Below are 13,084 nucleotides of genomic sequence, written 5' to 3' on the forward strand. Positions count from 1 at the left end.
GCGTGGCTGCGGTGGTCTGGGGGTTAGTAATGACGTCCACCTTTTTATCGGCGGCGGCATCGATTTTGGTCTGACGGTCGGCCAGCGCTTTATCCACGGCTTTCGCCACAATGGCATCTATTTGTTGCTGAGTAAAATCTTGCGCTAATACAGAAATTGGGCACAGCGCGGCAACTACCGCCATGGCTAATGGCAGTTTTTTTATAGTTTTCATGGTTATCTCAAATTAATTAATTATATTTTCAGACAATAACCATCCCGTTTTGGGGTAAATTAAAAAGATACCGTCAAAACAAGCTGATTTTATTTTTATTTGCGCAGAGGTACAGTTAAATAAATCGGGCAATAGGCTTCTCCCTATTCGGAATAATTAAATGTCAGCATGGATATAGATGAATAGTCTGTTGCAATAATCCACGCACGAACAAAAATGATGGCGGCTCGACATCTGCACCACAGTCGAGGTCATAGACTGCCGTAGTTTGCTTACAACCTTGCCGCTCTGCCGGGTCTACCTCGGTGCGCCAGCAGGCGTAGCCATCGGTATCCCACAGCAGATTTCTGGCATTCTCTATCGCGCGCTGACGTAAGGCGGGCAGCGTTCATCAGCAGCCCCCCTTTCTTCACGATCGTAAGCGGGTATTTCGTTTATTATCTGAATTGGTGTGTCAGTATTTAATTAGAGCGTAATTCCCCTGCGTCCCAGCCATAATTGCCAGTCGGCGTTAACGAATCACCGAGCTCCTGATAAGCGAAATCATAAAAATCAGCGCTGACCTCATAGCCAGAGTAGTCGACTGCCGCCAGGCCAACGAATGCCCCGGTAAAGAACCCACCATAGCTTTGCAGGACATAATCGTCTGAAAGTATTGCGGCATCTAGCGTGACCGGAATTTGAGTGAAGCTGATCCCGTCAAAGCTATATTCATAGCTGTACGTTTGTTTGCGAACTTTGGTGCGGAACCAGACATACTCGGTACCTTCAGGGATCTTGATGGCATCATCTTTTAAATAAGAGGTATATTTCCCGCGATTATTTTCACCTATTTCGATGACTGAGCCATTAATTTCATTCCAGGTGATGAACACAAAACTCCAGTGGCGATCGTTGTAGAAATTCGTTAACCCCGCCATTTGTTGATAACTGAATGGATTAAATTTGACCTTAACCTGGGCATCAAAATAGAAAGCTTGCCAACGTCGGGCAATAAGCGACAGGTCATGGGTATTCGCTAAAGAACCCTGACCAATCAACGTCAGTTTACCATCGCCTGTGGTACCCATTTTTTTGGTGAACGGAACGCGGAGCGTATTCCAGTTGCTATCGAGCGTCGACGTTGTAAACGCATCATGCTGGCTATGATCTTTTGCGCTTTCGGTGTAAATGGCATCCTCTGGGCCGTCAACAAATGTTTTTCCACCGTGGCCGCCTTCAACACGCGGCCAGCCCTCTTCATCCCAGTACACTTTTTGGATCGACGTTTCTCTGCCCAGCGTTGACCAGCCGCGAGGATCGTAGACAGACTCGCCTGGACGATTCCACGGACGCGCGCAGAGCGAAGCGTAATACCATTCGCCAGCAGGCGTTGAAACCAAAGAACCGTGGCCCTGCTTCTGGATGTAGCTGTCCGGCGTATCGACGTTGGTGAGGAAAACTTCTCCCGGTGCCGTGGTAAAACTGTGGGCATCTAAGGTCTTAGAACGCGCGACAACCTCCTGATGGGTGAATACGGTCCCTCCCTGAGCGGCGAAAAGATAATAATATCCGTTGAGTTTGTAGAGGTGTGGCCCCTCGACGAGCGCAACGGCAGTGCCGCGATAGAGAGTTCGTGCTGTTTCCGGTTTTAACTTTAATGTCCGGGTATCAAGCTCAGTCAACGTAATGCCATCGAATGGGTGATGATATTCCCGATGGTCCCAGGTTTGCTGAACGATATATTTACGCCCGTCATCATCATGGAAAAGTGAAGCATCAAAGCCCACGCCATTCAGTTTGATAGGATCTGACCATGGACCACGAATATCCGTCGCGGTGGTCAGATAGTTGGTCATGTCTTTAAAGGCACCTTCCGTGATTTTCACATCTGTATACACTAACCAGAATTTGCCATCAGCATGAGAAAGTGCCGGAGCCCAAATGCCACCTGATGAAGGATTGCCTTTCATATCTAACAGCGCGGTTGTGGACAAGGGGCTGGGGAGAAGATCCCAGTGCTGCAGGTCCTTTGACTCATGTAAACGCACGCCAGGGAACCACTCAAACGTAGAGTTTGCGATATAGTAGGTGTCATCTACACGGATAATACTGGGGTCCGCATTAAATCCAGGCAACACAGGGTTTTGAATAAGAGTCATATCAATCTTCCTTTATATAATTCTCTAATTTAAATTTTTGCAATTTAATTCAAGCTTTAACTATACCCGTACCTCGTCAAGCTGACGGTTGATCTCTGTGACGTTTTTATCTGAGATAGGATAGAGTTGAATGACGATCATCGAAACAACGGATAAAGCAATCGGGATCCAAACCGCTGTCATAATAATTCCATCGATAGCATTGGCACTTTGTTGAGCACCGGTTTCGCTAAAGCCGTACGCAGCCAGTAACCATAATGGAATAGCACCGCCAATAGTAAACCCAATCTTGAAGAAGAGGCCCATGATCGCATTAATAATCGCCGCATTGCGCTTGCCTGATTTCAATTCGCCATAGGCAATCACTTCAGGAACCAGCGCCCACATAAAGCCCGTAGCCGAGGTTAACCCCCATTGTTTAATAAATGTGGCGATATAAGCGAGCCACAGGGCATCATGCATGCCTTCGCGTGACCAAACGTAAGTCAACAATTCACCCACAATAAACATGGCAAGGAAAAGATGGAAGAACCCTTTTTTACCAAAAAACTTCTTGAGTTTAGGCCAAAAAATAGGGAAGACAATACCCGGAATTGAGGCAACAAGACCAACCGCCCCCATCCATTCTGAATGGCCGACAACAAACTGATTGAAGAAGCCATTCACCGTATTCATGAAGAACATAAAGGTAAAGGCCAGCATGAAAAACAGCCCCAGAATGACAAGCGGCCGGTTGTTTTTCAGTTCAAGAAATAGATCGGTCGTTTTTACATTGGCCGTTTGTTCTGCCGTCGCGACCACACGCTCTTTGGTAAATTTATAACAGAAGAAAAGTGCCGCTGCGCCTAGTACCATATAAATTGAGTACACGCCAAACCACGCGTAATTCGCGGATGGATCGGTATAGTTCCCCATATTGAGTTCAAAGCCAAAAAAGCCGGTATCCTTGAGGCTTCGATCTTTGGGTGAGGCGATTTGTACAAACATCGGGAACAGGGTATAGACAAGCAGGTTTGCACTGTTTGCCAGCATCATTCGGGTACTGGTCAGTTTATCAATGGACTCAGGATCGCGTGTCAATGACGCGTTAAGAGAACCATAAGGAATATTCACCACTGAATAAACTAAATCCAGTGCCAAATAAATGATAAATGCGAAAGGAACAGAACCCCGGACGCCAGGAATAGGGGCAAACAGCAATGCAGAAAGAATAACGAGCGGAATACCAGCCCTTAAAAGCCAGGGACGATATTTGCCAGTGCTGGAGCTTCTTCTGTCAACGTAGGTTCCGACCATTGGGTCCCAAAAAACGTTAACTATGCGGACAAAAAGAAATATAAATCCTGCCGTTGCCGTGCTGATAGTATTTACCGTCAACATATGTAGAGCAAGAAAACCGCCAATTGTACCAAAGACAAGGTTTTGCGCAAAATCACCCATCCCATAACCAATGCGCTCGCCCCGCGTTAATTTGTGGTATTCATCATGCCGACTTGGAATTATATCTTTACGCATTCTAATCAGGTCTCCGATTGTTTTTGTAAATGTGAAACACTTTTTGACACAGATAACTGCGGAGAATCTATTGCGTTTTTATATTAACTAGTTACGTTTTTTTACTTTTGTGATCATTAAAACACAGGTTTTCTATCGTTTACCTAAAAAAAATATGGACTTTGTTTCCCCCTCCATGTCCGGGCAGGAAGCATTTACTCGACAAAACCGGCATTTTTTCAGCGCTGGTCAGCATCCCCGAAAACTGAATTCTACATGACCGTCAGCGCGAGGAATACATGGCTCGACTTTTTGCGGGATTGCTCACATTTGAGCAATCTCTTAATCTGCGAATGAAATAACGTAATTGATCAATTGATGATGGAAAATAGAGGATAGCCGCAGTCATTGACTTTCCGCGCCCTGAATGATGGAGTTCATTGTGCAAACTTATTTCGATCGACTCGACGGCGTACGTTTTGCAGCCCCTACGGCAACAAACCCGCTGGCTTTTCGCCATTACAACCCGGATGTTATTGTGCCGGCAAACGAATGGCAGAGCATCGGCGCTTTGCCGCCTGTTATGGGCACAACTTCTGCTGGAACGGCGCAGAGCAGATATGTTTGGCAAGAGTTCTCTTGAACGCCTTTGTCCGCAGGCTGGCGATGCTCCAGGCCCGGTGCCGACTATACTAACGACACCGTGCATACAACAACCGTTACAGGAGTTTATGGTGTCTTTTACCCATCTGCGTATCGCCCGCCCCGTCACCCGCCTTGAGCGCGCATTCAGGATGTATGCCGAGGGTTTAGGTTTACAAAAAATTGCCGATTTCTCGGATCACGACGGCTTCAGCGGGATCATGCTGGGCCGTAAAGATTTACCCTGGCATATCGAATTGACCCTCTGTCACCATCACCCGGTCCGCCCTACGCAGACGGAAGAAGACTTATTGGTGCTGTACTACCCCGAACGGGATGAGTGGCAAAGGGCGTGCGCAAAAATGGAGCTGGCCGGGTTTACCCCGGTGAGCTCGTTTAATCCGTACTGGGATGTTAGCGGGCGGACCTATGCCGATGACGATGGCTATCGGGTAGTCCTGCAGAACAGATCCTGGTCATCGGTCTAGAATCAACGCGTAGACCCGCTCAGCCCGCACGGTTTGCGCCTCTGTTCAGCAGCGCCAGCGCGACGGCGGCGGAGAGCGCAACGGCAGCCGCGCTCGCCAGATAGACGGCGTTAATTCCCCATTTTCCCGCCAGGGCGCCGGCCAGCGGAGCGGTTACCCCTAAAGAAACATCAAGGAAAGCAACGTACGCTCCCATTGCCAGACTGCGGGTTTGGGGAGGAGCGCGGCGTACGGCTTCCACGCCAAACCCGGGAAAAGCCAGCGAGTAGCCAAAGCCGGTAAGCGCCGCGCCAAGGTAGGCCAGGGAGACCGTATCGGCTCGCCAGATAAACAGCTGGCCCACGGCCTCAATCACCACGCAGATCAGCGCAACCCTTGCGCCGCCCAGCCTGTCGGGCAGATGACCGAAGGCAATCCGCGCGGTAATAAAGGCCAGGCCGAAAGCGGTAAAGGCCAGCGAGGCGTTACCCCAGCGATGGGCGGTAAACAGCAGCGCGATAAACGCTTCGATAACGCCGAAGCCGACGCTGCACAGGGCGAGACCTAATCCCGGCTTCCAGACGGCGCTAAGGACGGTATAGAACGAGGTTTTCTCCGTTGCCAGCGGGGCAACGCCGCGAACTCTGGCAATGGCCAGCAGAGCAATAAAGGGGACCAGCAGCACGGCAAGCGACAGGCCAAAGAAGCCGCCCCAGGCGCTGAAGGACACCCCGAGCGGAGCGCCCGACGCGTAGGCGCCGTACATCGCAATCCCGTTCCAGGACATCACTTTCCCGGCGTTTCGCCGGCCCACCAGCCCTACCCCCCAGCCCATCGCGCCGGTCACCAGCAGGCTTTCGCCCAGCGCCAGCACGATGCGTCCGGCCAGCAGGATCCACACGCTAACGCCGGGGCTGGCAATAAACAGCAGCGAGAGCAGATACAGGATCCCGGACCCGGCCGTCACCAGCAGGCCGATAACCATCGCGCGTTTCGCGCCGTGTATATCGGCAAAGTTGCCGGCCCAGGAGCGCGAAAGCAGGGCGGCCACAAACTGCGATCCGATGACCAGCCCCACCACCAGCGTACTCTGCCCCAGCGTACCGTGCAGATGCAGCGGTAATACCGGCAGCTGCATGCCAATAATCAGGAAACCAATATAAACCGATATCACAATCGGCAGTAAGGTCAGGAACACGGACCTGGCCTGCGGCATGGCGTGAGTCAACGCCGCGGAAGTTTGATTTTGTTGTTCAGTCATAAGTGAATTCATTCAATGCGGGGATAAATAGCGGGCCGAAGGGCATTCTCCCCTTCGGCTCTTGCGCCCTATCGCGGGCTCTTTTTCATCTCGTGCGCAGCGAGAGCTCCACGTCATCCGCAAAGGGCACGGACAGGTAACCGTGTTGCGGATGGTGCACGTAATCCAGATATTCGGCGCTGTAGTCGGCATTATCGGCGATGATAAGCGCACCGGGGCGCAGACGGCTTTCGAGGAGCGCCAAAATCTCCGGATACAGCGCTTTGGCGCCGTCCAGCAGCACCATATCGATGGTCTCCGGCAGATTCTGCGCCAGGGTTTGCAGCGCATCGCCTTCACGAATATCGACCAGCGCATCAAGCCCGGCCTCTTTCAGGTGCTCGCGGGCCCGCAGCACCTTATTCGGCTCAAACTCGCTGGTTATCAGCAGACCGCCGCCGTTATCCTTTAGCGCGGCGGCCAGATGGAGCGCGGAAATACCAAACGAGGTCCCAAACTCCACAATATGCTGCGCCCGAATGCTGCGAGCCAGCATATAGAGCAACGTCCCGGTCTCTGCGGCAACGGGGAGCCAGAGATCCTTCAGATGACCATAAAGCTCGCGATATTCGGTTTTGCTGGTCATCATCCGCTCGCGGTCGGCGCGAGGAATGCTGGAGAACGCCGCGCTTGCGGCCCCGTTTGCCTGTTTAAACAGGCGTTCTAGTAATGCCGCCAGCGGCGCGGATGTCAGCGTGGTTGACATAATAAATCCTTCAGAAGTTGTGTGGTTTACGCCTGCGGCATAAAATGCGAATGATTCGTCATATTTTAAAGAATACGATCAATTATTCGCATTAACTATTCGCGTTCCGGCTCGGGAGAGAAGCGCCATGTCGCCTGCTAAAAGCAAGTTGATTTCATTGAGGAAAAAGCCAAAACAGGCCCGCTCAACCGAGCTGGTATCGGCGATTATTCAGGCCGCGCTTCAGGTTTTAGAAAAAGAGGGAGCGGTACGCTTTACCACCGCGAGGGTGGCAGAAAAGGCGGGAGTGAGCGTCGGGTCGGTATATCAGTATTTTCCCAACAAAGCGGCGATACTGTTTCGCTTACAAAGCGATGAATGGCAGCAGACAACGGTCATGCTCAGCGGGATCCTCGGTAACGCCGATCGTCCTCCGCTCGACCGATTACGCACCCTGGTGCACGCCTTTATCCAGTCGGAGTGCGAAGAGGCGGGACTGCGCCAGGCGCTCAACGACGCGGCGCCGCTCTATCGCGACGCCCCCGAGGCCCAAGAAAATCGAACCGCGGCCGATAGCGTCTATCGCCACTTTATTGAGGAAGTCCTTCCCGACGCCTCGGCGGCCAGGCAACAGCTGGCCTGCGAGCTGTTGACGACAACGCTAAGCTCGGTGGGCAGCGGTTTCTCATCCAGCCCGCGCACGGCCGAAGAGATTAGCCGCTTCTCTGCTGCGATGGCGGATATGTTCAGCGCCTGGCTAAGAGAGTGCGCACAGGAGGACGCCGGCTGAGGGCGACGCGGGCACCGCAGAGCTGATGGCGTGATACCGCCAGGCGCAGGTTGGCGACGGCGCTTTTACCCTCCAGAAACGCCGGTTCCTCAGACAAGACGCCCTCAGTTGACTCACGACAGGCGGCGTCGTTACCGCAGCGTACTTTGTGAAAAATTAAGAAAAAACAAAAACCAACCCGCGTACTCGCCCAACCTGGTATATATTCAAAAAGCACTTTTCTGCCTTCATTTCACCGCCACTAGCCATTTTTGGAATATGGATGAAACCCTATCTCAGCCCGGTCGCCGTACTTTGCACGTTATGTTTATCTTGCACCTATGCCAGCGCCGAGGTTGATCTGGGCTCTATCGATATTTTCTCGGCAAACAACCCCAATAGTCCGGTACCCAAAGGGTTCGTGCTGGGCGGTGCCGCCATCAGCGGCACCGCGCGCTACGAAAAGCAGGATAACGATACGCACCTGATCCCCGGCGGACTCTATTTTGGCGACCGCTTTATCTACCTTGGCGATCGCGCCCGCTACTATTTTCATATCGATGACACGGTGGCGGCCTACGGTTACGGCCGCTGGCGTTTTGGTAATTTAGATCCCAGCGATAGCGATGCGTTTAGCGGAATGGCAAAGCGCAAGGGAGAGTTTGAAGCGGGGATCGGCGCGACGCTGATCACCCCGTATGCGCTGCTCAGCGCGCGCATTAGCTCCGACGTCACCGGTCGCAGCGACGGACAGGAGCTGCTTTTATGGGCCGACTTCCCGATCATCAAAAACAATCTGCTGATCATGCCGGGGATGGGGCTGATGATCCGCAGTAAAAATATGGCGAACTACTATTTTGGCGGCGTGTCGTCCGCGGAAGCTACCGACCAGCGCCAGCAGTGGGATACCGGCACGACCGTTTCGCCGATGGCGGCTATTGTCACCAGCTACCGCTTTAGCCCCCACTGGGTAGGGATGCTCGCGGCTAACTACGAGCTCTACGATAAGGACATCGCTGACAGCCCTATCGTCCAGCACAGCGGCGAGCTGTACGGTATTCTCGGCGTCGGCTACACCTGGTAAGCCCGCGCTAGCGCCCCTCTCCTTCAGCGTTCAGCCCTGCGGCCACCTCCAGCGCCATGGCGCTAAACGCCCGTGCGGCCGCGCTCTGCCAGGCATCCTTATGCTGCAGCAGACAGGCCGTTCTTTCCAGCAGCGCCGGCGTTAGCTCAATGGCAACCAGATCGTCGCGCTCCCGGACAACGGCGGCCGGAAGCAGGGTCGATAGTGGCGTACGCTGGATAACGGTCAGTACCGCGCTAATCGAGTTCGCCTCCATCCGAACCTGCGGCTCAATCCCGTATCGGCGGCAATAGCGATCGATCCGCTCGCGGGTCGCAAACTCTTCGCTGAGCAATATCAGCGACTCCTGACCCAGCGCTTCCCGCTCCACCCGCCGCTGCGCCGCCAGCGGATGGTGGCGGCCCACCACCAGCGCCAGCGTTTCCGTCAGCAAAGGGCGGGAGACGATATCTCGCGATCCGCCACCGTCAAAGGCAATACCGAGATCCAGCTCATCGTTGCGCAGCAGGGCTTCCATTCGATCCTGATCCATTTCGCGCAGGGTCAGCGAAATATTGGGGTAGCGCTGATAAAAAGAGCCCACCAGCGGCCCCATAAAATAGGTCGTAAAGGTCGGCATCATCGCCACCCGCAGCGTCCCTCGCTGAAGGTCCTCCACGTCGTGGATGGCACGCTTTCCCTCGGCTAAATCCTGCAGCGCCCGGCGCGCATAGATCAGCCACACCTCCCCGGCATCCGTTAAGCGGATGCTGCGCGCGCTGCGGTCAAAAAGCTGGGCCCCCAGCGTCTCTTCGAGCTGGCGGATCTGCTGCGATAGCGCCGGCTGCGAGATATGGAGCGCCGTTGCGGCGCGCGTAAAGCCACGATGTTCGGCAACCGCCAGAAAACAGGTGAGATGGCGCAGCAGCATGCCGGTATCCATAAGTAATTCAAATTGAACTCATCATAAATAAGTCTTTTAACTTATGGAATAAGATACGTAACCTGTCGGCACGTTTAATCCCGGCGCTTCCCCCCGCGCGCCGCGTCCCTATTTGCAGGAGCCCTTATGCCCATCGAGGTTAACGTTATTCAGCATGCGTCCGTCGGCCGCCCTGGCCTGCATTCGCAGCGGGCAGGCGGGTCGCGATGAGCCATGCGGCGCGCGGCCGGCTGATGCTGCTGGTACTGGTCCTTGTCGGCATCAATATGCGCCCCCTGCTGACCTCAATCGGCCCCCTGCTTCCTCAGCTGCAGCAGGCCAGCGGTATGAGCTTTACCCTCGTTTCGCTACTCACCGCCATCCCGGTCGTCACGATGGGCGCGCTGGCTCTGGCCAGCCCGTGGATTGACCGCTGCCTCAGCGAGAACCGGGGGATCGCGCTGAGCCTGCTGGCAATCGCCGCCGGCGCGCTGCTTCGCGAGTTCGCCCCGCGCAGCGGGCTGCTGCTGAGCAGCGCCCTGCTCGGGGGGATCGGCATCGGTATTATTCAGGCAACGATCCCGCGAGTGATAAAACGCCGCTTCCCGCAGCATACGCCCCAGGTGATGGGGCTATGGTCAGCGGCGCTGATGGGCGGCGGCGGTCTCGGGGCGGCCATAACGCCGTGGCTGGCGCAGCGCAGCGCCGTCTGGTACCACGCCATGGCCTGGTGGACGCTGCCCGCGGCGCTGGCGCTCCTCGGCTGGTGGTCCGTTAACCGCGCGCCCGCGCGGGAAGCGCCTTTCGCCTCAGCGACGCCGGAAACCGTAATTTTCCGCCGCCGTCGCGCCTGGACGCTCGGACTGTACTTCGGCCTCATTAACGGCGGCTACGCCAGCCTGATCGCCTGGCTGCCGCCCTACTATATGCAGTCAGGCTACAGCGCTCAGCTTAGCGGCACCCTGCTGGCCGTGATGACGCTCGGCCAAACCGTCGGCGCCCTACTGCTGCCGATGCTGGCCCGGCATGAGGATCGGCGCAAATTGCTGATGCTGACGCTGCTGCTGCAGCTGATTGGCTTTTGCGGGTTTATCTGGCTGCCGCTGTACCTGCCGCAGCTCTGGGCGATAAGCTGCGGGATTGGTTTAGGCGGCGCTTTTCCGCTGTGCCTGGTGCTGGCGCTCGACCACTCCCGACATCCGGCGATTGCCGGACGGCTGGTGGCCTTTATGCAGGGAATTGGCTTTATCGTCGCCGGCCTTTCGCCATGGCTATCGGGCCTGCTGCGCAGCCTGAGCGGGAATTACGTGCTGGACTGGGCCTTTCACGCCGTCTGCGTGGGGCTCCTGATGGTGATAACGCTGCGTTTTGTGCCGGCACGCTACCCGCAGGAGTGGCGAAAAACGCAGCCGACCGGCGATCGGGCGCGATAATGTCAGGTGCGAAAGGGCCGCTTTCGCCCCCTTCCCGCAGAGAAAAAAGCCAAAAATCAAACCGCTACCCGCATTAAAACTATCGCCGCGAATTGCCTTCGCCAGAATCGTATTTATTACCGAGTGAAATTAATGTGTCGCCGAATCACGACACCCGTAAGTAACTAAAAATTAATAAAAAAATGCCTCTTGTCTCCCCCATTTTTTAGGCGTACATTAGCGCCAGCTGGAGCAGTGACAGCCTGTCATTCCGAACCGCCGTAGCCGCCAGAAGCCTCTGGTTTTTCCTGCGACAGTTCATGGAAAACAATGAAAACAAGATTCGTTTGGCGTTTCGCCGAGAATGCGGAGTAATGAGACGTGAAATACTTTTTTATGGGCGTGTCTTTTATGGTCATCGTTTGGGCCGGCACCTTTGCCCTGATGATCTAAGCAGCGTGAATAGTTAAAAGAAAGGGAGCCAGCGGCTCCCTTTTTTCATTCCTGTTTTTATTCCCGCACTTATTCCTGGCCTTCGCCCGCCGGCTTGCCCGCGGCAGGAAGCAGTCCGTCGGCGCGGAACATCGATTTTATGCCGCGAATAGCCTGGCGGATCCGATCGCGGTTTTCAATCAAGGCGAAGCGCACGTGGGTGTCGCCGTAGTCGCCAAAGCCGATGCCCGGCGATACGCACACTTTGGCATCCTGAAGCAGCTTTTTGGCGAACTCCAGCGATCCCATCGCCGCATAGTGCTCAGGGATCTTTGCCCACACGTACATGGACGCTTTCGGGCACTCCACCATCCAGCCCGCTTCGTGCAGTCCCTTAACCAGCACGTCGCGACGGCGCTTGTACTGCTCCGCAATATCGCGCACGCACTGCTGATCGCCTTCCAGGGCGGCGATGGCCGCCACCTGCAGCGGGGTAAAGGTGCCGTAATCGTGGTAGCTTTTAATTCGCGCCAGCGCGTTGACCAGCGTTTTGTTGCCGACCATAAAGCCGATGCGCCAGCCGGCCATATTGTAGCTTTTCGACAGCGTGAAGAACTCAACCGCCACGTCGCGCGCGCCGGGCACTTCCATAATGGAAGGCGCCTTCCAGCCGTCATAGACAATATCGGCATAGGCCAGGTCATGCACCACCAGCACGTCGTAGCGCTTGGCCAGCGCCACCACTTTTTCAAAGAACTCCAGCTCGACGCACTGCGCGGTCGGGTTAGAAGGGAAGCCAAGGATCATCATCTTCGGCTTCGGATAGCTTTCGCGGATCGCGCGCTCCAGCTCGTTGAAGAAATCTACGCCTTCCACCAGCGGCACCGAACGCACCTGGGCGCCGGCAATGACCGCGCCGTAAATATGAATAGGGTAGCTGGGATTCGGCACCAGTACCGTGTCACCGTGATCCAGCGTCGCCAGCATCAGATGCGCCAGCCCCTCTTTCGAGCCGATGGTCACAATGGCTTCCGATTCCGGGTCAATCTCGACGTTGTAGCGATCCTGATACCAGCGCGAGATAGCCCGGCGCAGGCGTGGAATGCCGCGCGAGGTCGAGTAGCCGTGGGTATCCGGGCGTTGGGCAACGGTGCACAGTTTTTCAACGATATGCGGCGGCGTCGCGCCGTCCGGGTTGCCCATGCTGAAATCAATAATATCTTCGCCGCGCCGACGCGCAGCCATTTTCAGTTCAGCGGTAATGTTAAAAACGTACGGGGGGAGACGATCGATACGCGTAAAGCGGCGTTCAGGACTGAATTCAGCCATAGATTCCTCGGATTAACGTGAGCGCCCGGACCGTCCGAGCGACGCTGCCGCTGTTGCGACACGTTTAGAAAATAACCCGAAAAAATTCATGCTGTCGAGAGGGCAGAGAAAAAATAAAATCTGGCAGGAAAAACGGGCACTCGTTCCAGTAAATACGGCAGCGGCGGATCCGGGTTTAGCCGATACGATCGTTGAAAGTAACATCTTAATATCT

11 protein-coding genes and 2 pseudogenes are annotated in these 13,084 nt (G+C 54.8%); 6 read left to right on the plus strand and 7 right to left on the minus strand.

Annotated elements, in window-relative coordinates; all coding sequences use genetic code 11:
• The 3 genes and pseudogenes from GVK32_RS10675 to GVK32_RS10685 all read right to left on the minus strand — a co-directional run.
• Positions 1 to 214, minus strand: a pseudogene (locus GVK32_RS10675) (carbohydrate porin); the annotation flags it as partial.
• Positions 215 to 675: 461 nt separating this feature from the next.
• Complete coding sequence (locus tag GVK32_RS10680) at positions 676 to 2,355, minus strand: glycoside hydrolase family 43 protein (RefSeq protein ID WP_159867736.1); 1,680 nt, start codon at positions 2,353 to 2,355, stop codon at positions 676 to 678.
• A 60-nt stretch (positions 2,356 to 2,415) separates the two neighbouring features.
• The gene (locus GVK32_RS10685; RefSeq protein ID WP_200842865.1) at positions 2,416 to 3,855 is read right to left on the minus strand and encodes an MFS transporter; all 1,440 of its coding nucleotides are present in this window, start codon (positions 3,853 to 3,855) and stop codon (positions 2,416 to 2,418) included.
• 436 nt (positions 3,856 to 4,291) lie between these two features.
• Between GVK32_RS10685 and GVK32_RS10690 the strand changes: the two are divergent.
• Positions 4,292 to 4,520: pseudogene (locus GVK32_RS10690) on the plus strand (xylose isomerase); the annotation flags it as partial.
• Between the two features lie 60 nt (positions 4,521 to 4,580).
• Positions 4,581 to 4,979, plus strand: a complete 399-nt coding sequence (locus tag GVK32_RS10695) for a VOC family protein (protein ID WP_370461150.1) — start codon at positions 4,581 to 4,583, stop codon at positions 4,977 to 4,979.
• A 19-nt stretch (positions 4,980 to 4,998) separates the two neighbouring features.
• Here the strand turns inward: GVK32_RS10695 and GVK32_RS10700 are convergent, their stop codons facing one another.
• A complete protein-coding gene (locus GVK32_RS10700) occupies positions 4,999 to 6,219 on the minus strand; it encodes an arabinose transporter (protein ID WP_227697844.1) in 1,221 nt (406 codons plus the stop codon).
• Positions 6,220 to 6,304: 85 nt separating this feature from the next.
• Positions 6,305 to 6,964 carry an O-methyltransferase gene (locus GVK32_RS10705; RefSeq protein ID WP_159867742.1) on the minus strand — a complete coding sequence of 220 codons (660 nt, stop codon included), beginning with the start codon at positions 6,962 to 6,964 and terminating at the stop codon, positions 6,305 to 6,307.
• Between the two features lie 127 nt (positions 6,965 to 7,091).
• Here GVK32_RS10705 and GVK32_RS10710 point away from each other — a divergent pair, with 127 nt between their 5' ends.
• Positions 7,092 to 7,733 (plus strand): TetR family transcriptional regulator, encoded by a 642-nt coding sequence (locus tag GVK32_RS10710; protein ID WP_159867745.1) that lies wholly within the window; start codon positions 7,092 to 7,094, stop codon positions 7,731 to 7,733.
• Positions 7,734 to 7,995: 262 nt separating this feature from the next.
• Entirely contained in the window at positions 7,996 to 8,796 is an 801-nt protein-coding gene (locus tag GVK32_RS10715; protein WP_159867748.1) for a MipA/OmpV family protein, read from the plus strand.
• A gap of 7 nt (positions 8,797 to 8,803) precedes the next feature.
• Here the strand turns inward: GVK32_RS10715 and cynR are convergent, their stop codons facing one another.
• The gene (gene cynR, locus GVK32_RS10720; RefSeq protein WP_159868025.1) at positions 8,804 to 9,706 is read right to left on the minus strand and encodes a transcriptional regulator CynR; all 903 of its coding nucleotides are present in this window, start codon (positions 9,704 to 9,706) and stop codon (positions 8,804 to 8,806) included.
• 218 nt (positions 9,707 to 9,924) lie between these two features.
• Between cynR and GVK32_RS10725 the strand changes: the two genes are divergently transcribed.
• Both GVK32_RS10725 and ypdK read left to right on the plus strand, forming a co-directional pair.
• Positions 9,925 to 11,130, plus strand: a complete 1,206-nt coding sequence (locus GVK32_RS10725; RefSeq protein ID WP_304623241.1) for a cyanate transporter — start codon at positions 9,925 to 9,927, stop codon at positions 11,128 to 11,130.
• Between the two features lie 360 nt (positions 11,131 to 11,490).
• Positions 11,491 to 11,562: a membrane protein YpdK gene (gene ypdK / locus GVK32_RS10730; RefSeq protein ID WP_115193904.1), complete on the plus strand. Its 72-nt coding sequence runs from the start codon at positions 11,491 to 11,493 to the stop codon at positions 11,560 to 11,562.
• Positions 11,563 to 11,631: 69 nt separating this feature from the next.
• Here ypdK and alaC read toward each other — a convergent pair whose 3' ends face one another.
• Entirely contained in the window at positions 11,632 to 12,870 is a 1,239-nt protein-coding gene (gene alaC / locus GVK32_RS10735) for an alanine transaminase (protein WP_041146631.1), read from the minus strand.
• Positions 12,871 to 13,084: the final 214 nt, after the last annotated feature.

It is taken from the genome of Klebsiella sp. 18074, assembly GCF_902705905.1.
GTDB classification, from domain to species: domain Bacteria; phylum Pseudomonadota; class Gammaproteobacteria; order Enterobacterales; family Enterobacteriaceae; genus Klebsiella; species Klebsiella terrigena.